The sequence below is a fragment of the Asanoa ishikariensis genome (assembly GCF_900107455.1).
GTDB lineage: Bacteria > Actinomycetota > Actinomycetes > Mycobacteriales > Micromonosporaceae > Asanoa > Asanoa ishikariensis.
Genome location: NZ_FNQB01000003.1, coordinates 1,925,796 through 1,944,708, shown reverse-complemented (window position 1 = coordinate 1,944,708; position 18,913 = coordinate 1,925,796). Strand labels below are relative to the sequence as shown.

15 protein-coding genes and 1 pseudogene are annotated in these 18,913 nt (G+C 71.1%); 6 read left to right on the top strand and 10 right to left on the bottom strand.

Annotated elements, in window-relative coordinates:
- Nucleotides 1-744 (bottom strand): annotated as a pseudogene (locus BLV39_RS32930) (hypothetical protein); the annotation flags it as partial.
- Between the two features lie 62 nt (nucleotides 745-806).
- On the opposite strand from BLV39_RS32930, the gene BLV39_RS32925 reads away from it, so the two are divergent.
- Both BLV39_RS32925 and pulA read left to right on the top strand, forming a co-directional pair.
- Entirely contained in the window at nucleotides 807-1,196 is a 390-nt protein-coding gene (locus BLV39_RS32925) for a hypothetical protein (protein ID WP_090800502.1), read from the top strand.
- Between the two features lie 25 nt (nucleotides 1,197-1,221).
- Nucleotides 1,222-3,834 (top strand): pullulanase-type alpha-1,6-glucosidase, encoded by a 2,613-nt coding sequence (gene pulA / locus BLV39_RS32920; RefSeq protein WP_090800500.1) that lies wholly within the window; start codon nucleotides 1,222-1,224, stop codon nucleotides 3,832-3,834.
- A 574-nt stretch (nucleotides 3,835-4,408) separates the two neighbouring features.
- Here pulA and BLV39_RS32915 read toward each other — a convergent pair.
- Genes BLV39_RS32915 through BLV39_RS32900 form a run of 4 tightly spaced genes read right to left on the bottom strand, consistent with a single transcriptional unit; the run spans nucleotide 4,409 to nucleotide 9,146 of the window.
- A complete protein-coding gene (locus BLV39_RS32915; RefSeq protein ID WP_090800499.1) occupies nucleotides 4,409-6,295 on the bottom strand; it encodes a DUF2207 family protein in 1,887 nt (628 codons plus the stop codon).
- Between the two features lie 5 nt (nucleotides 6,296-6,300).
- Nucleotides 6,301-6,879 (bottom strand): LemA family protein, encoded by a 579-nt coding sequence (locus BLV39_RS32910; RefSeq protein WP_204082884.1) that lies wholly within the window; start codon nucleotides 6,877-6,879, stop codon nucleotides 6,301-6,303.
- 60 nt (nucleotides 6,880-6,939) lie between these two features.
- A complete protein-coding gene (locus BLV39_RS32905) occupies nucleotides 6,940-7,413 on the bottom strand; it encodes a hypothetical protein (protein WP_090800498.1) in 474 nt (157 codons plus the stop codon).
- A gap of 8 nt (nucleotides 7,414-7,421) precedes the next feature.
- The gene (locus tag BLV39_RS32900; RefSeq protein WP_090800497.1) at nucleotides 7,422-9,146 is read right to left on the bottom strand and encodes a RyR domain-containing protein; all 1,725 of its coding nucleotides are present in this window, start codon (nucleotides 9,144-9,146) and stop codon (nucleotides 7,422-7,424) included.
- 109 nt (nucleotides 9,147-9,255) lie between these two features.
- Between BLV39_RS32900 and BLV39_RS32895 the strand changes: the two genes are divergently transcribed.
- On the top strand, nucleotides 9,256-9,741 hold the full coding sequence (locus BLV39_RS32895) for a hypothetical protein (protein WP_090800496.1): 486 nt from the start codon (nucleotides 9,256-9,258) through the stop codon (nucleotides 9,739-9,741).
- Between the two features lie 3 nt (nucleotides 9,742-9,744).
- Here BLV39_RS32895 and asnB read toward each other — a convergent pair whose 3' ends face one another.
- A complete protein-coding gene (gene asnB / locus BLV39_RS32890) occupies nucleotides 9,745-11,688 on the bottom strand; it encodes an asparagine synthase (glutamine-hydrolyzing) (protein ID WP_090800950.1) in 1,944 nt (647 codons plus the stop codon).
- A gap of 161 nt (nucleotides 11,689-11,849) precedes the next feature.
- Here asnB and BLV39_RS32885 point away from each other — a divergent pair, with 161 nt between their 5' ends.
- Entirely contained in the window at nucleotides 11,850-13,331 is a 1,482-nt protein-coding gene (locus BLV39_RS32885; protein WP_090800495.1) for an aminopeptidase P family protein, read from the top strand.
- A gap of 45 nt (nucleotides 13,332-13,376) precedes the next feature.
- Here BLV39_RS32885 and BLV39_RS32880 read toward each other — a convergent pair whose 3' ends face one another.
- The 4 genes from BLV39_RS32880 to BLV39_RS32865 are packed head-to-tail and all read right to left on the bottom strand — an operon-like array spanning nucleotide 13,377 to nucleotide 16,739.
- Entirely contained in the window at nucleotides 13,377-14,156 is a 780-nt protein-coding gene (locus tag BLV39_RS32880; protein ID WP_090800494.1) for an HAD-IIA family hydrolase, read from the bottom strand.
- On the bottom strand, nucleotides 14,153-15,196 hold the full coding sequence (locus BLV39_RS32875; protein WP_143049982.1) for a ferrochelatase: 1,044 nt from the start codon (nucleotides 15,194-15,196) through the stop codon (nucleotides 14,153-14,155). Before BLV39_RS32875 ends, BLV39_RS32880 begins: the two co-directional genes overlap by 4 nt.
- A 22-nt stretch (nucleotides 15,197-15,218) precedes the next feature.
- A complete protein-coding gene (gene fabI, locus BLV39_RS32870) occupies nucleotides 15,219-16,001 on the bottom strand; it encodes an enoyl-ACP reductase FabI (RefSeq protein WP_090800492.1) in 783 nt (260 codons plus the stop codon).
- 33 nt (nucleotides 16,002-16,034) lie between these two features.
- Nucleotides 16,035-16,739: a beta-ketoacyl-ACP reductase gene (locus tag BLV39_RS32865; protein WP_090800491.1), complete on the bottom strand. Its 705-nt coding sequence runs from the start codon at nucleotides 16,737-16,739 to the stop codon at nucleotides 16,035-16,037.
- A 167-nt stretch (nucleotides 16,740-16,906) separates the two neighbouring features.
- On the opposite strand from BLV39_RS32865, the gene BLV39_RS32860 reads away from it, so the two are divergent.
- Both BLV39_RS32860 and BLV39_RS32855 read left to right on the top strand, forming a co-directional pair.
- The gene (locus tag BLV39_RS32860; protein ID WP_239083894.1) at nucleotides 16,907-18,214 is read left to right on the top strand and encodes a sensor histidine kinase; all 1,308 of its coding nucleotides are present in this window, start codon (nucleotides 16,907-16,909) and stop codon (nucleotides 18,212-18,214) included.
- Entirely contained in the window at nucleotides 18,211-18,876 is a 666-nt protein-coding gene (locus BLV39_RS32855; RefSeq protein ID WP_090800489.1) for a response regulator, read from the top strand. Before BLV39_RS32860 ends, BLV39_RS32855 begins: the two co-directional genes overlap by 4 nt.
- Nucleotides 18,877-18,913 lie beyond the last annotated feature (37 nt).

Below are 18,913 nucleotides of genomic sequence, written 5' to 3'. Positions count from 1 at the left end.
CAGGTCGAACAACGACCGCCGGTCCAGCGCACCGCGCGTCGCGGACGCCACGGCGATCTCGTAAGCCGCCGAGATGACCTGGCCCGGCTCGACCCCCGACGGCCCGATCACCGACGTCACGCGCAACCCCTCGACCGCGTACGCCGTGTGCACCGCGACGTCCCCCAGCGAAGGCACCCGCACGATGAACGCCTCGTGGAAGTGGTCCGGCATCTCCAGCACCTGCGACACCGCGCCGCGCCACGGGCTGGCCGCACCTAGCCGAGATGAAGGCGCCAACGTGAACGGCTGGACCCAGGAGACCTTTGTCGCCAGCGCCGTCGCCAGCAGCAGGATCGTGTCCGGCGTGAGCGTCAGTGGCATCTTCTTGATCAGCCCGAGGGTGTGCTCGTCCGCCCACGCGTCGGCCTCGGTCTGCGACGGCATCGGGCCCGTGGAGACCGGCGCGGGCAGTGCCGTCAGCCAGGCGTCCATGGCAGCGGTCGGGGTCTGAGCGAGCCACAGGGCCGCCGCCGACAGGACCGCTGGGTGCGGGTCCGAGAGCAGGCCGTCGGCCACCGATCGGGCGCTCTCCAGATCGATGCCGAGCGCCTCCTCAAGATCGGAAGACCCGACCGGCGCACACAGTGCGGCCAGCAGCCACGCACCCAGCGGCGATGCCACATGATGCTCAGGGCCGGCGGACGCGTGCAGCAACGACGCGTACCGGGCCAGCGGAGCCCGCAGGTCGACGGCGGTAGTCATAAAGCCCACTCTGCCAGCCAGGCCGGGTTTGCGCCGACACGCCGCCGGCAACTTAAGGAGCCGTGAACGCCAAGACCGACCTTGACGTCCTGTCCGACTTCTTCGACCGGTACGGGTCCGCGTTGACCGCGGGCGACGTGCCAGCGATCGCCGGCTGCTACGCGCTCCCCGGCAGCGTCGTGGCCGACGCGTACACGTTCACCTTCTCCTCGCCCGCCTCCGTCGCACTGTCGTTCATCGGTGCCGCTCCTGACTACCAGGATCGGCAGCTCATCGCCGCCCACGCGAAGATCGACGACGTGCAGCGGCTCAGTGCGGCGCTCTCGCTCGTCACCGTCGAATGGGAGTTTCTCGACAGCGGTGGGCAGTGCGTGCCGGGCGAGCGCTACGTCTACCTGATCAGGACGACCAACGAAGGGCCGGCCATCTGCACCGTCATCCACGCCGCGTGAGAGACGGTGATGAGAGGATCCTCGGATGGATCTGACCCGGCAGCGGGCCCACTGGATCGACCGGTCCACGGTCGTCTGGCGTTTCGAGGGGCCCGTCGGCGACCGCCGCTGTGACCTGGTCTTCTCGCCGGACGCCGCGCTGCAGATCATCGACGGCGCGTTGACCGGGCCGCACGAGACGCTGCCGTTGCGCATAAGACCGTCCGGGCTCAGCACCGCGCAACGCCAGAAATGGCCCCACCTCGCCGACCACGCGGCCTTCACGGTCGAGGCGGACGAGGACACGATCAAGTACGCGCTGCGTGGCCAGGTCGCCGTCACCGCCCGCGACGACGGCGGCTGGTTGCTGGTGGTCACCGGTGCGCAGCTCCCCGGAGTCCTCGACGATCTCTACGCGGACGCCGTACACGTTGATCTCGGTTGCCGCTTCCACGACGACGGCGGCGTGACGATCTCGGTCTGGGCCCCGACCGCGAAAAACGTCGCCCTCGAGTGGAGCGACGACGGCGAGACCCAACCCATGTGGCGCGACGACCACACCGGCGTCTGGCGCGTCGACGGCGACTGGGGCTGGACCGGGCGCCGCTACCGGTTCAGGGTCGAGGCCTTCCACCCGGCGACCCAGCGGATCGAGACGATGAGCGTCACCGACCCGTACTCGGTCGCCCTGACCGCCAACTCCACCCACAGCGTCGTCGCCAACCTGCTCGACCCGCTGCTGATCCCGGCCGACTGGGCGACGCTGCGCAAGCCGCCTCCGGTCGCGCCGGCCCGGGCGCAGGTGCACGAGGTCTCCGTCCGGGACTTCTCGATCTACGACCGCAGCGTGCCCGAGCAGCGGCGGGGCACGTTCGCCGCGTTCGGCACGCCCAACAGCACCGGCATGCGGCATTTACGCAGGCTGGCCGACGCGGGCGTGACGCATCTACACCTTTTGCCGGCATTCGACTTCGCGACCGTGCCGGAGCGCCGCGAGGAGCAGGCGACGCCGCAGACGGATCTTGCCGCGCTCCCGCCCGACTCCCCGGAGCAGCAGGTGGAGATCGCGAAGATCCGGGACAAGGACGGCTACAACTGGGGGTACGACCCGCTGCACTACTCCGTACCCGAGGGCAGTTTTGCCACCGACCCCGACGGCCCTGGCCGGACCACCGAGTTCCGCGAGATGGTGGCCGCCCTCAACGGTGCCGGGCTGCGGGTCGTGATGGACGTGGTCTACAACCACACGATCGCCGGCGGGGTCAGCGCGCACGCGGTGCTCGACCGGGTCGTACCCGGCTACTACCACCGCCTGCTCGCCGACGGCCGGGTCGCGGACTCGACCTGCTGCGCCAACACCGCGCCCGAGCACGCGATGATGGGCAAGCTGGTGGTCGACTCGGTGCTGCGCTGGGCGGTCGACTACAAGGTCGACGGGTTCCGCTTCGACCTGATGGCCCACCATCCGAAGGCCAACATCCTGGCGGTGCGGGAGGCCCTCGACCGGCTCACCCCCCAGCGCGACGGTGTCGACGGCCGCGCGATCCTGATCTACGGCGAGGGCTGGGACTTCGGCGAGGTGGCCGGCAACCAGCGGTTCACCCAGGCCAGCCAGCACCAACTCGCCGGCACCGGCGTCGGCACCTTCAACGACCGGTTGCGCGACGCGGTCCGCGGGGGACAGGCATTCGAGACCAATCCCCGATCACAGGGGTACGCGTCAGGCCTGTTCACCGATCCCAACGAGGACGATGTCAACGGGCCGCCGGAGCAGCAGCGGGCCCTGCTGCGGCACCAGCAGGACCTGATCAAGATCGGGCTGGCGGGCAACCTGGCGACCTACCGCTTCGTGGCGGCCAGCGGAGCGACGGTGTCCGGCGGGGACTACCTCTACAACGGCTCTCCGGCCGGCTACTGCGCGGCTCCGGGGGAGTGCGTGACCTATGTGGACGCGCACGACAACGAGATCCTGTACGACACGCTGGCCTTCAAACTCCCGGCTGGGATCGCCCCGATCGACCGCGCGCGGATGCAACTCCTGGCCCTGTCGTTCACGGCGCTGAGCCAGGGCATGGGCTTCGTGGCGGCGGGCTCGGAGCGCCTGCGCTCGAAGTCCCTGGACCGCAACTCGTTCGACTCGGGCGACTGGTTCAACGCGATCCGCTGGGACCCGGCCGAGGGCAACGGTTTCGGCCTGGGCCTGCCGCCGTCGTGGGACAACGAGGACAAGTGGCCCTTCGCCGCACCCCTGCTGGCGGACCCGTTGCTGGTCCCGTCGGCCGAGGTCGTGGAGTGGACGGTCGAGCGCTACCTCGAACTGCTCCGCATCCGCCGCGACTCGCCCCTGTTCGGCCTGGCCACAGCCGTCGAGGTCCAGGACCGCGTCTCGTTCCCCCTCTCGGGCCCAACCGAGACCCCCGGCGTGATCACCATGCGACTGAGCGGCGTCGAGGAGCTCCTAGTGATCTTCAACGCGGCGCCGGCCACGGCCACGCAGAAGCTCCCGGACCTCCGCGGCGGCGACTTCGCCCTGCACCCGCACCAACGAGCGGGCGGAGACCCGGTCCTGGCGAAGTCGGTCTTCGACCCAGCGACCGGCATCTTCACGGTCCCGGCCCGCTCGGTCGCGGTCTTCACCGGCTCAGCGCCCCGGCGGTAGGTGGTCTCTCTGGGGTCGTACATGCCGGAACATGTACGCACATGTTCCGGCATGTAGGGCGCCGCAAGACGCCTACCCCGTCGCGGGACACGCACGGGGTCGCCTCGATGCGGCGCCTGTTGTCCGTGCCGGCCGACCGGTTGGACCCGGGCGCCGCGGTCGGACGGTCGCCGGCGGTCGTGCGCCCGCCGGCCTGTTGGACGTGGGCGCGGTGGGTTGGGCCGTCGCGGGCGGTCGTGCGCCCGCCGGCCCGTTGGACGTGGGCACGGTGGGTTGGGCCGTCGCAGGCGGTCGTGCGCCCGCCGGCCCCTTGGACGTGGGCGCGGTCGGGTGGGCGGTCGCGGGCGGTCGTGCTCCCTCCAACCTGTGGATCCGGGCGCTGCGGGTTGGACGGTCGCGGACGGGTCGCTCACCGGCCGGCCCGCTGGACCCGGCGGCCGCGGTCAAAGGTCGCGGCCGGTCGCGCGCCGCCCGACCGGTTGGACCCGGCGGCCGTCGTCGGTCGGTCGCGGGTGGGTCGCGCGCCGCCTGGCCCGCTGGACCCAGCCGCCGTGGTCGGACGGTCCTGGGCGGGTCAGAGGCGCGTGGCGACCTGGCCCAGCAGCCACGGCAGGTGTGGCGCGGCCGACCGGCCGCCCTTGTGCAGGACCAGCACCACGACCGCGTCTCCCTTGCGGATGGCGCCGCCGGTGTCGGTCATGAAGGCCTCGTCGCCGATGCCCGGGACCGGGGTGCCGCGCTTCGCCGCTGCCCAGAACAGGTTCGCGAGCGGACCCCGTTGCATCTGGATCATCGCGACCGGTTTGCCGTCCGCCGTCTCGTACAGGGCGTTGATCGGGCCGATCCCGCGGACCTGGATCGGTGCGCCGATCGCGCGCGCCACGTCCTCGACCGTCAGCACGTCCGCGGCCGCCTGCAGGCGGACGCCGACCCCAGCCGGCCTGGTCCGCTCGCCCAACGCCTCCAGGACCAGGTTGTCGGTGTTGTCGCTGGTGTCGAAGCCGCTGTGCAACGCGCGCCCGCCGCCCTGCTTGAGCACCGTCAGGGCCACCACCCGGCGGCTCCAGCGGCGCACCGACACCCGCACGACATCACCCGGTGACGACCGCGAAGACCATTCCGACGGCAGGCCCCAGGCCGTCGTGCGGTCCGTCGTGCCGTCGTCGACGGCGATGTGGTGCAGGTACGGGATCGACGGGCTGTCCTCGCCCTCCGACGCCGAGCGCCAGACCTCGATCCACAGCACCTCGCCGGTGAGCTCCACCGGGTTGTGGTGGTCGACGGTGGCGCGGACGATCCGGTAGAGGCCCCAGCCGATCAGCAGCGTGGCCAGCAGCGCCGTGATCAGGCGGGTGGGCGACGCGAAGGCCGAGATGTCCTCGCCGCCCCACGAGGTGTCGAACGCGCCGACCTGGTCCGGCGTCACGTCCGGGAACGAGCGGCTGATGAGGGCCACGACGAAGCCCAGCGCCAGCCGGATCAGGCCGCCCTTGACCAGCTTTCCCGTCGGCAGGCCGTAGCGGGCGAGCACGCGGGGGTAGCGCACCTTGACCCGGCGCCAGTGGCCGCCGTAGGAGGACCAGACCAGGTACTTCGAGCCCATCCCTAGGTCGAGCGCTGCCGTGGCGGCGTGGGCCACGTGGACGGCGGCCCCGTAGCCGAGGTAGCGGTCCCAGACCATCACCGCGGCCGGCGGCAGGTCGGCGAACGCGTCGTGGCCGGCCAGCCAGTCCCGGACACCCAGCCAGCGGGCCGCTACCTGGCGGCCCAACGGGGTGGACCGCTCGCCCCGGTAACGCCCGGCGATCAGGCCGCAGGTGGAGGTCACGACGAGCAGGGAGAAGAACATCGCGACAAAGCCGCCGCCCTTGTCCTCGGGTGCCGCGTTGCGCTCGAACTGCAGGAGGAGCGCGAACCCGATCGCGAGCGCTGGCACCACGCCGGCCAGCGACAGCAGCGAGATCTGGGCCTTGCTGATCCGGCGGCGGGACAGGCCGAGCCGGCGCGCGTGCGCGACCACCTCGGCGTCGAACCGCCGGCGCCACCCGCGCGCCTGGCCCGCGTCCCTGAAGGTCAGCGCCGTCAGCGGCACGACGCCGCCGACGGCCGCGGCGCGGATCCGGGAGAGCAGTCGCTCCTCGAAAGGCAGCAGCGGCGGGCCGGAGGGCGTGCGAGAGGAGAGGTGGATCGTGCTGTGCACCGGGTCGTCCCCGGGCTGGCGGATCTCGTAGTAGCGGCGGCCGGCCAGGTCGAGCAGGGTCGCCTCGGCGGCGTCCTCGTCGGGGCGGGTCCACCGGTTGGCGAGCAGGTTGACCACGGCCGGCGGCTCGGGGCCGAGGTCCATGGTGGCCGGCGCCGGCGTGGGCGCGAACGACCGGGTGATCAGCAGGATCAGGCCGAACAGCCCGATCCAGGCCGCCGTCGCGACGACAGCGACGGCGATCGCGATGGTGAGCGACATGGAGGTCAGAAACGGACCTGGACCGGGGCCTGCTCGGCACCGGAGGCCTGGAAGTAGTCGGGCGGCCGGATCCCCGTGGCACCGGCGACCAACAGGCTCGGGAACGAGTGGGCCGTGTTGTCGAGCGCCTGGACGGCCGTGTTGTAGAACTGCCGGGCGTACGCGATCTTGTCCTCGGTGTTGGCGAGCTCGTTCTGGAGGGCGAGGAAGTTCTGGTTCGCCTTGAGGTCCGGGTACGCCTCGGCGAGCGCGAACAGCCGGCCCAGCGTCTGGGTCAGCACACCCTCGGCGGCGGCACGACGGTCGACCGACGAATCGGCGCCGGCGGCCATCGCGCCGGCCCGGGCGGCCACCACGGCGTCGAGCGTGGCGCGCTCGTGTCCGGCGTACCCCTTGACGGTTTCGACCAGGTTGGGCACCAGGTCGTGCCGGCGCTTGAGCTGCACGTCGATCTGCGCCCAGGACGCGCGGACCTGGTTGCGCTGACGGATCAGCACGTTGAACGTGCGGATCGCCCAGAACGCGACCAGGACGACGAGGATGGCGACCACGATGGTCGCGATGAGCAGCGGACTGAGGTTCATGGCGCATGGTGAACCGGATTCGATGAACGAGAGGCAAACGTGTCAGGCACCGGACAGAACTCAGGCGCGCCGGGCACCCGCCGGCCAGATCACGGTCACCGGCAGGCCATGGTCGCGGGCGGTGCGCACCACGTTGGCGGTGCTGCTGACCACGTCGGACGGTTGGCCGTCCCACACCGCGACTAGGTGGTCGACCCGGCGCAGCAGCAACTCGCTGGCGGCGAAGTAGGCGGCCGGCTCCGACGTCGCGAACGGCGCGTAGTCGACGTGGACGGCCTTGCCGAGCAGGTCGTCGAAGGTCTTCCGGTCGCCGACGACGGTGCGGTAGTCGGTGGCCGGCAGGATCACCTCGTAGGTGCCGCCGAGCGCGGCCACGGCGCGGGCGAAGAGCTGGTCGGCGCCGTCGGCGAGACACGTGACCCCGTGCAGGGCGCCGTCGCCGTGCGCGGTGAGGGTCGCGACAAGCTCGGCGTAGACCAACTCCGCAGTGCCCTCGGCGAGCCGCACGTGTCCGGTGACACCAATGCGCGGCATGCCCTCTCCTAGGTGGTGCGGAGCCGGACGATGCGGAAGCCGGCATCCGCGAGAATAGCCGGCAACTGCCGGATCTCATCGAGATTGCGCGTACGCATCTCGTCGGGCAACGCCGGCCAGGCCGCCATCGCCGGATGCAGTTTGTGCTCGTCGTCGCGGTCGGCGGCGAACCGCCAGCCCTGGCCGACCCGGTCCTGCCGCCAGCGTTCGTGCTCCATCACGGCGAGCCGCTCGACCTCCTTGTCGGCCAGCACGTGCTCGCGCCCCGGACCGACCCTCGGCGAGAGCGTGCAGCCGATCGCACGCAGCTTGCGGCCGATGTCCTCGGCCTGGGACCGGTTGGTCAGCCGCAGGCGGTCGGGCAGGTCGTCCCAGGGCACCAGGGCGGGACCGCTGGCGCCGCGGCTGGTCAGGTCGAGTACGTAGCGCTCGTGGATCACCCGGGCCAGCCGCTCGACCAGGTCGTCGCCGATCAGGGCGGGGTCGCAGGCCGCGTGGACGACGCCGAACAGCCGCAGCGTGCCGGACAGCTCGTCGAGCACCCGGTCGCCGCCGTCGAACGCCTCCCGCAGGCTGGCCAGCCGGTCCAGCCGGACCACGACCGAGCCCGGCTCGCCGGGCCAGACCTGCTCGGCGGTGAGCGCCGCTTTGAGCGCCTGCTGCTCGTCGTCGTAACAGATGAACACGCGGTCCGGGACCGGCCCGTCCGACGGCGTGGCGAGCAGCCGCTCGAGGTCGAAGTCGTGCGGCGTGATCTTGCAGACCCGGGTCAGGAACGGGTACCGCTCGGTCAGGTGGGTCACCGCCGCACCCGCGGTCGGGTCGACGATCTCGATCGGCAGCGGCTGGGCGGCACGATCCCGGATCCGCCATTGGCGGGCGAGCTCCACGAGGACGGCGCGGCCGAACGCGGTGGCGCCGAGGATCGCGATGGTCGGCGGTCGCGCGTCCGGCAGCGTCAGTGGCTCGCGCGCCACCAGGTGCCGGGCGGCGAGGTCGTCGATGTTGAAGAAGTCGAGTCGCATGCCGCGCCTGGTCGGCGCGCTCAGCAGCCGGGCCTGCAGCGCGGCGCACACCTCCGGGTCGGCGACCTGGGCGTACACGGCGAGGGTCGATCCGTTGCGGCGGGGCCGCGCGGCCGCCAGCGCGATCGCCGTGTTGGCGGCGCTGTCGTCGGTGCAGGCGTAGACGGCCCGGGCCCGGCCGACGCTGGCGGCGCGCAGGATGTCGGGGTCGCGGGCCGCACCGGCGACCCGGGGGGCCGGACCGGTCTCCGTCGCCTTGCTCGGCACCGTGACCACCTGGTCGCCGGCCTGCCGGAGCCGCCGGGCGAGCGTGGTGGCCACCAGGGTGTCGCCGACGACGATCACGTGCCCGCGCGCGGTGCGGGCCCGCAGCTTCCTGATCTCGGAGGCGAAGAGCAGGCGGCTGGCCTCGATCAGCGCGTACGCGGTGACGGTGGGCGCGGCGAACCGGGCGAAGTCGAGGATCGCCGGAAACGGCCCGCCGGCGTCGAGCGGGGGAGAGCCGAGCACGAAAAGCTGGAGGGCGTAGTAGAGGATGTCGAGCGGGTGGCCGCTGTAGCCGAGGCCCGGGTTCTCCCGGAGGTATTGCTCGAGCCCGACCAGCCCGCACCCGAACGAGATGACGGCGAGAATCGCGAACGCCAGCCACAACACCGGGGCAACCGGTGTCCGAGGCAGATCACCGAACCCACCGCTCCGGCTCGCCATGCGCTCATGTTATCCGTCGATGTGTGACGTGACCGTCTGACGGATTGTGGTCACTCTTGGCTCGTCGCAGACTCCTCCCGCGCGGCGGAGGCTCCGATGGGGAGAGGCGATGAACCTCGACGAAGGCATGGAATTCGCGCAGGCGCTGGTCGAGGCCCACTACCCGGGCCGCTGGCAGCAGCTCACGATGGGCGAGCACCGAGCCGTGGCCGTGGTCGGCAGTGCGACCGTGGCCGTCCTCACGCCCAAGGCCGGCGTCCAGCCCGAGCCGTTTCTGTCGGTGATCTGCGGGCTGGCGACGGAGTTCTGGCTCGACGAGAAGGCCTACGAGCTCGTCAACGCGCTCAACAGGGAGTCGGTCTTCGGCTCACACCACATCGAGCCGGGCGACGGCCGCCGGGCCTCGGTGTTGGCCCGGCTGCTCGTGCCGCTGGAGCCGGTCGACTGGAACCACCCGGCCTCGACCCAGTGGGTGGGCCGGATGGTCCACACGCTGTTGATGACCGCCGAGCGCACGTCGCCGACTCTGGTCGCCCAGCTCGGCGCCAGGCATTTCGCGCCTGGCGCCGCGCAGGCGCTCTGGATGATGACCTGAGCCCTAAGCCACCATCGAGCCGACCACCGGCTTGGTGAGCAGGGCCGACTGGTTGCGGGTGATGCCCGGGTCGAGCGTGCGTGCCACGAAGATGGCGTGCCAGATGCAGAAGACCAGGACCGTCCAGACCTTGCGGGAGTGGTCGACCTCGCCCCGCTTGTGCTCGTCGAGCAGGCGCAGGGCGTAGCTGAGGTCGATCAGCTCGCCGGCGGCCGAGTTGGCGATGATCCAGCGGGTCCACTCGTACATCTCGCCGGCCAGCCAGACCCGGGTCGGGGTCGGGAAGCCGAGCTTCTTGCGATTGACGATCGCCGGCGGTACGACGCCCTGAAGGGCCTGGCGCATCGCCCACTTGGTGGCGTCGGAGCGCGGCGGGAGCTTGAGCTCGACCGGGATCCGGGAGGCCACGTCGAAGACCTCGCGGTCCAGGAACGGCACCCGGACCTCCAGCGAGTGCGCCATCGAGATCCGGTCGGCCTTGACCAGGATGTCGCCGCGCAGCCACGTGTAGAGGTCGATGTACTGCATCTTGGTGACGTCGTCGAGGTCGGGGACCTCCGCGTAGATCGGTGCGGTGACGTCGGTGTAGCGCACCGAAGGGTCGTACCGCCGGAGCAGGCTCTGCTTCTCCTCCTCGGTGAACATCCGCGCGTTGCCGTAGTAGCGCTCCTCGAGCGGCGTCGTGCCGCGCTCCAGGAAGCTCTTGCCCTTCACGCCCTGCGGGATGACCTTGGAGACGGCCCGGAGGCCCTTCTGCATCTGGTCGGGCAGGCCGTTGACCGCCGACAGCGACAGCGGCTCGCGGTAGATCGTGTAGCCGCCGAAGAACTCGTCGGCGCCCTCGCCGGACAGCACCACCGTGACGTGCTCGGCGGCCTTCTGCGCCACGAAGTAGAGCGGCACGAGCGCCGGGTCCGCCACCGGGTCGTCCAGGTGCCAGATGATCCGCGGGAGCGCGTCCATCATGTCCTGCGGACCGATCTTGGTCGGGATCGTGGTGACCTCGAGGTGCCGCGCCGACTCCTGGGCGACCTCGATCTCCGAGTAGCCCGGGACGTCGTACCCGACGGTGAAGGTCAGGATGTTGGGGTTGAACTGCCGTGCCAGCGCGACCACCGCGGTGCTGTCGATGCCGCTGGACAGGAACGAGCCGACCGGCACGTCGGAGCGCATGTGCAGCCGCACGCTCTCGCGCAGGGTCTCGCGGATCTCGGTGAACAGCCGCTCCTGGTCCGGGACCGGTGCCGGGTTGAAGACCGGGCGGTACCAGCGGCGCACCTCGATCGGGTAGCCGGGCGTCCAGCTCAGGCACTCGCCGGAGCCGATCCGGGAGATGCCCTGGTGCAGCGTGCCGGGCTCGGGCACGTACTGGAGCGTCAGGTAGTGCGAGAGGCTGGCGGTGTCGACACCGGCGTCGCCGGCGTGGGCGGCGGGTGCGAAGGGCAGCAGCGCCTTCTTCTCCGACGCGAGGTAGACGCCGTCGACGGTCTGGAGGTAGTGCAGCGGCTTGATGCCGAAGTAGTCGCGGGCACCGAACGCTCGGCGCTCCTGGCGGTCCCAGATGACGAAGGCGAACATGCCCCGCAGTCGGGTGAGCACCTTCTCGCCCCAGAAGTGATAGCCGGCGGCGATCACCTCGCCGTCGCCCTGGGTCTGGAACGTGGCGCCGTAGTCGCGGGCCAGCTCCTCACGCAGCTCGATGTAGTTGTAGATCTCGCCGTTGAAGGTCAGCAGGTAGCGCCCGCCCGCGTAGGGGAGCGGCTCGTGGCTGAACGCCACGTCGATGATCGAGAGCCGCTTGTGGCCGAAGACCGCGTCGTTGCCGATCACCTCCACCCCGGTCTCGTCGGGACCACGGTGGTGAAGGCTCTCCAACGCTCCGGCGATCGCGTCCGCGTGGGCGCCGGCCGCGCCGTGCGCGCTGAAGAAGGCCAGGATTCCGCACATGGCGGCCATCTTTTCACGGGTCGCCCAACGGCCGGTCGCCTCCCATCGGATTCGGGTGGCGTGGCGAGGTAGCGTCTCCCTCCGGGAGCGCGATCGATGGGGAGGCGTCTGCGGTGTTCGGCGAATCTGAGTTGGCTGGTGAAGGCACACCAGAACCGGTGATGAGCGAGAGTACGGCCAAGGTCGAAGCGCACGACCCGGCGTTCCCGCCCAAGTTCCTGGAGTTCATGCGCACCGGCTGGGCCGAGGACTCGCTCGCGGTGCGGCCGTCACCCGCTGTCGACCGCTATGCGGCCCGCCGTGCGGCGCTCTCGGAGCAGTTCCCCGGTGAGACTTTGATCATTCCGACCGGGCGCGAGAAGAACCGGGCCAACGACACGGACTACCCGTTCCGGGCCGGCAGCGACTTCGCCTACCTGGCCGGCGACCTCGACCCGGACAGCGTGCTCGTGCTGCACCCGGTCGGCGACGGCCACGACGCGGTGCTCTACACGAAGCCCCGCAACTCGCGCGAGACGGACGACTTCTTCCGCAGCCGCGACGGTGAGCTGTGGGTCGGGCGCCGGGCGACGTTGACGGAGAAGGCGGCGGAGCTCGGGGTCGAGACGACCGTTCTGACCGACCTGGAGCGGGTTCTGGGCGACTGTGCGCCGCGCAAGACCCGGGTGCTGCGCGGCTTCGACCCTGAGGTCGACGCGGCGGTGCGGCCGTATACCGAACGGGACGAGAAGGACCAGAAGGCACGAGACGGGCGTACGCGCGACCAGGAGCTGGCGACCGCGATCTCCGAGCTGAAGCTGATCAAGGACCCGTGGGAGATCGAGCAGCTCCAGGAGGCGATCGACTCGACGGTCCGCGGCTTCGAGGACGTCGCCCGGTTCCTGCCGGCCGACCGCGGCGTCAGCGAGCGCCTGATCGAGGGCGTGTTCGGCCTGCGGGCCCGCTACGAGGGCAACGACGTCGGCTACAGCTCGATCGTCGGCGCCGGCCGGCACGCCACGACCCTGCACTGGATCCGCAACGACGGCGTGACGACCCCCGGTGAGCTGCTGCTGATCGACATGGGCGTCGAGGCGCGGAGCCTCTACACCGCGGACGTGACCCGCACGATCCCGGTCTCGGGCCGCTTCACCCCGTTGCAGCGCGACGTGTACGACATCGTCCACCGCTCGCAGCAGGCCGGCATCGACCTGATCAAGCCGGGCGTGAAGTTCGAGGACATCCACCTGACCTGCATGCGCGTCCTGGCCGAGGGCCTGGCCGACCTGGGAGTCCTCCCGGTCAGCGTCGACGAGGCGATGGCTCCGGAGTCGACGGTCTACCGTCGCTGGACGCTGCACAGCTTCGGCCACATGCTGGGCATCGACGTGCACGACTGCTCGAACGCGCGTAAGGAGAACTACCGCGACGGCGTGCTGGGCGAGAACTACGTGCTGACGGTGGAGCCGGGCCTCTACTTCCAGGCGGAGGACGAGCTCGTGCCGGAGGAGCTCCGCGGCATCGGCGTCCGCATCGAGGACGACGTCCTGGTGACCGCGACCGGCAGCCGGGTCATGTCTTCGGGCCTGCCGCGCACGTCTGCGGCGGTCGAGGAGTGGATGGACGCCCAGCGCGCCGCCGGCCCCCGCCTTCCGGGCGTCTGAGCCGTCTTGTGAAGGACCCGGCCGTGGGTGGCCGGGTCCTTGGCACTACAGCTCGTCGATCAGGTCCGCGACCGAGTTGATGATGCGGCTCGGGCGGTACGGGTAGCGCTCCGCTTCCTCGCGGGTGCTGATGCCCGTCAGGACCAGGATCGTCTCCAGGCCCGCTTCCAGGCCGCACAGGATGTCGGTGTCCATGCGGTCGCCGATCATGGCTGTGCTTTCCGAGTGGCCGTTGATCGTGTTCAGGGCCGACCGCATCATCATCGGGTTGGGCTTGCCCACGAAGTACGGCTTCACGTTCGTGGCTTTTTCGATCATCGCCGCCACCGAGCCGGCCGCCGGCAGGGCGCCCTCGGTCGAAGGGCCTGTCGGGTCCGGGTTGGTGCAGATGAAGCGGGCGCCGTCGTTGATCAGGCGGACCGCCTTCGTGATGGCCTCGAAGCTGTACGTCCGGGTCTCGCCCAGGACCACGTAGTCCGGCGCGAAGTCGGACAGGACGTAGCCGACCGCGTGCATCGCCGTGGTCAGGCCGGCCTCGCCGATCACGTACGCCGAGCCGCCGGGGCGCTGGTCCGACAGGAACTGGGCCGTCGCGAGCGCGGCCGTCCAGATGGACTCCTCCGGCACGTGCAGGTCCATCCGGGCCAGGCGGGCCTGGAGGTCGCGGGCCGTGTAGATCGAGTTGTTGGTCAGCACCAGGAACGGCTTGCCGCTCGCGCGCATCTTGCGGACGAACTCGGGCGCGCCCGGCACCGGTTGGCCCTCGTGGATGAGCACGCCGTCCATGTCGGTCAGCCAGCTCTCGATCGCCTTGCGCTCGCTCATGATGACGGTCTCCTGGCTGGTGGCGTGCAGCAGTCGGCTGGGCAGATGTCCCAAGCGGGAAGCGTACCGAGCCGGTCCTGCGGGCCGGTGGCGGAGATCCGTTCCTGCACGAGTTCCCGGACCATCGCCACGAAGCGCGGGTCCGTGCCGGGGGTCCCGGCGCGTACGTAGTCGAGGTTGCGGTTCTTGGCCGTGGCCGCTGCCTCGTTGTCGAGGTCCCAGATGACCTCGAGGTGGTCGGAGACGAAGCCGATCGGGCTGACCACCACCCCCGTCACCCCGGTGTCGGCCAGCGCCGCCAGGTGGTCGTTGACGTCCGGCTCCAGCCACGGCACCTGGGGTGGGCCGGAGCGGCTCTGCCACACCAGGTCCCACGGCAGGTCCGGCGCGGCCGCCGCGGCGACCAGGGCGGCCGTCTCGCGGAGCTGGGCGACGTACCGGCCCGGCGGCACCACGGGCGGCGGGCCGGCGGTGGTCGCCATCCCCGTCGGGATCGAGTGGGCCGTGAAGACCAGGCGGGTCGTGGCGCGCTTGGCCGGGTCGAGCGTGCCCAGCGCGGACCGGACCGCGTCGGCGTGCGGCTCGACGAAGCCCGGGTGATCGGCGTAGTGCCGCAGCTTCTCGATCACCGGGGCGCCGGCGCCGGCCGCCGTGCGGGCCTTCGTCAGGTCCTCGAGGTATTGGCGGCACGACGAGTAGCCGCCGTAGGCGCTGGTCACGAAGGCCAGGGCCCGCTGCACGCCGTCGGCCTTCATCGTGGCCACCGTGTCGGCGAGCATCGGGTCCCAGTTGCGGTTGCCCCAGTAGACCGGCAGGTCCAGGCCGCTGGCCGCGAAGTCCACGCGGATCGCGGCCAGGAGGTCCCGGCTCTGCTGGTTGATCGGCGACACGCCGCCGAAGTGGTAGTAGTGCTCGGCGACCTCGGCGAGGCGCTCCGGAGGAACGCCCCGGCCCCGGGTGACGTTTTCCAGGAACGGAATCACGTCTTCCGGGCGTTCCGGGCCGCCGAACGAAACCAGGACCAATGCGTCGTACGGCATCAGACGATTGTGCCTTGCCCGCTCAGACGGCTGCGGCTTCGGCTCCCAGTGCGTGATATCCACCATCGACGTGGATGATCTCGCCCGTGGTGGCCGGGAACCAGTCGGAGATCAGCGCCAGCACGGCCTTGGCCGCCGGCTCCTGGTCCTGCAGGTCCCAACCAAGCGGCGCCCGGCGGGTCCAGGCGTCCTCGAACTGCTCGAAACCCGGGATGGACCGGGCGGCCATCGTGCGCAGCGGCCCCGCCGACACCAGGTTGCTCCGGATGCCCTGCTTGCCCAGGTGCAACGCCAGGTAGCGGGACGCCGACTCCAGGCCCGCCTTGGCCACGCCCATCCAGTCGTAGACCGGCCACGCCTTGGTCGCGTCGAAGGTCAGCCCGACCACCGACGAACCCCGCTGCATCAGCGGCAGCGCGGCCATGGCGAGGGACTTGTAGGAGTAGGTGGAGACGTGCAGCGCGGTCGCCACGTCGTCCCACTTCGTCTCGAGGAAGTTGCCGCCGAGGGCGCTGGCGGGCGCGAAGCCGATCGAGTGCACGAGGCCGTCGACCCCGTCCAGGTGCTTGCCGACCTTCTCGGCGAGCGTGTCCAGGTGCTCCTGGTTGGTCACGTCGAGCTCGATCACCGGCGCCTCCGCCGGCAGCCGCTTGGCGATCCGCTCGACCAGCGACATCCGGCCGAAGCCGGTGAGCACCACGGTCGCGCCGTTCTCCTGGGCCAGCTTCGCCACCGAGAACGCGATCGACTGGTCAGTGATCACGCCGGTGACCAGGAGTCGCTTGCCCTCCAGCAGTCCTGCCACGGTGCAGCCTCTCTGTTCGTGTTGTGCGGTAGGTCAGTGGCCCATGCCGAGGCCGCCGTCGACCGGGATCACGGCGCCCGAGATGTAGCCCGCGTGGTCGCTGGCCAGGAAGGTGACCGCCGCGGCGATGTCGTCGACCGCGCCGAAGCGGCCGGCCGGGATCGAGTCGACGTATTTCTTCTTGAGGTCGTCGGGCAGGCCGTCGGTCATGTCGGTGGTGATGTAACCGGGCGCGACCACGTTGGCGGTGATGTTGCGGGTGCCTAGCTCGCGCGTGATGGACCGGGCCATGCCGACCAGCCCGGCCTTGCTGGACGCGTAGTTGACCTGGCCGGGGTTGCCGGACAGGCCGACCACCGAGGAGATGAAGATCATGCGGCCGAACCGGGCGCGCAGCATCGTCTTCGAGGCGCGCTTGGCGACCCGGAACGCGCCGGCCAGGTTGGTGTCGACGACGCTGGTGAACTGCTCCTCGCTCATCCGCAGCAGCAGCGTGTCAGCGGTGATCCCGGCGTTGGCGACCAGCACCTCGACCGGGCCGAGCTCCTGCTCGACCTGGGAGAACGCCTCGTCGACCGAGTTGGAGTCGGTGATGTCGCATTTGACGCCGAGGACCCCTTCGGGCGCGCCCGTGCCGCGGTGCGTCACCGCCACCTTGTCGCCCTGTGCGGCGAAGGCCAGCGCGATGGCCTTGCCGATGCCGCGGTTGCCGCCGGTCACCAGCACCGTGCGCGCCATTTCAGATCTCCCCACTGCCAACTGCCTCAACGGATGGGACATTACGGCCTACCCGGGGGTACGGCTAATTCGCCTCGCCCGGTCCGATTCTCATACCCCGGTATGACATGAAGGATGGCTCTTGAGCGGCACGCGCACCGTCGGACCCCGCGCGTAGCCTCCGGATGGTGAACGAGAGCCTGGTCCGCGTCAGTCTGCGCGACCTGCGTCGGGTGCTGGTCGGCAAGGACTACCCGCCGGTGCCCGGCCCGGGAATCCGCCGCCCGCGCCTGCGCCGCCTATGGTCGCGCTGGCGATCGCTGGTCGTGCCGCTGTTGCTGCTCGGCGTGCTCGGGCTGGGCGCGGCCGCGATGGAATACCTGGCCGACACCTATCACCACACCCGGCTGGTCGCGCTGCTGATCGGCTACGGCACGACGCTGCCGGTCCTGCTGGCCTACCACCGGCCGCTGACCGCCTGGCGCATCGCCTACGTGATGCTGTTCGTGGGTGTCCTGGGCGCGCCGTCGACCCAGACCTGGCCCTGGAACCCCGCGCAGATCGTCTTCTTCCTCGTCATCCAGCTCGCGCTCGCGCTGCGCGCCGACTCCGGCGTGGCCGCCTGGGCCGGTCTGCTCACGCTCGCACCGGTGTTCCTGTTCGTCGACAACGCCAATGCCTGGGGCGTCTCCGTCCTGTTCCTGCTGATGCTGATCCTCGGCAACCAGATCCGCCGGTGGCGGGTCAGCCAGGCTGAGCTCAGCGAGCGGCTCGCCGAGCAGGAGGAGCGCTCCGAGCTCGAGCAGGCCCGCCGGGCGGTGCTGGAGGAGCGCACCCGGATCGCCCGCGAGATGCACGACGTCGTCGCGCACCACATGTCGATGATCGCCGTCCAGGCGGAGACGGCGCCCTTCCGACTAGCCGACCTCGACGAGCCGGTCCGCCTGGAGTTCGCGTCGATCGCCGGGTCGGCCCGGGAGGCGATGACCGACATGCGGCGGCTGCTCGGCGTGCTGCGCAGCGAGACCGCCCCGGCGCTGACCGCGCCCCAGCCTGGCCTGGCCGAGGTCGCCGAGCTGGTCGAGACCGCCCGCCGCGCCGGTGTGCCGGTCAGCCTGCACGGCACCGCGCCCGACGCCGAGGGTCCGGTCGCCCTGGCCGCCTACCGGATCGTGCAGGAGGCGCTGGCCAACGCGGCCCGACACGCGCCCGGCGCGTCGGTGCGGGTGGCGGTCACGCACGACGGCGAGGCGGTCGCGGTGCGGGTGGAGAACGACGCGCCGGCGGGTGACGACCCCGCCGCGCCGGCGCAGCGGGACGACGCCGAGGTGCCGGCCGGTGCCATAGAGGGGCACGGCATCGCCGGCATGCGCGAGCGGGCGACGCTGCTCGGGGGCACGTTCGAGGCCGGCCCTACCGTGTTCGGTGGGTTCGCCGTCGCGGCGACGCTGCCAGCCGCGCTGCGTGCGGCCGCACCTGAAGGGCAGGCTGCGTGATCAAGGTGCTGATCGCCGACGACCAGGCGATGGTCCGCGAGGGGTTCGGGGCGCTGCTCGCGGCCCAGAGCGACATGCTGGTGGTCGGCGCGGCCGCCGACGGGGCGCAGGCGGTCGCCGAGACCCGCCGGCTCGACCCCGACGTGGTGCTGATGGACATCCGGATGCCGGTGCTCGACGGCCTGGCCGCGACCCGGCAGCTCCTCGACGGCCGCCCGGTCGGCAGCCCGCCGCGAGTGCTCATGCTGACCACCTTCGACCTCGACGACTATGTCTACGAGGCGCTGCGGGCGGGCGCCAGCGGCTTCCTGCTCAAGGACGCCCCCGCCGCCGACCTGGTCAACGCCGTGCGGGTGGTGGCCGGCGGCGAGGCGTTGCTCGCGCCGTCGGTGACCCGGCGGCTGATCGAGGAGTTCGCCGCCCGCCCTGGCCCGGCCCGGCCACGGCCCACCGCACTGGCCGCGCTCACCCCGCGGGAGACCGAGGTGCTGCGGTTGATCGCGCGCGGCCGGTCCAATCAGGAGATAGCCGCGGACCTCGTGGTCGCCGAGCAGACGGTGAAGACACACGTCGGCCGGATCCTGGCCAAGCTCGCCCTGCGCGACCGGGCGCAAGCGGTGGTGCTGGCCTACGAGACCGGGCTGGTGGCCGCGGGGGAGTAGCCCCGTCATCCCCAGGTAGCACAAGCAAGATCCCGCC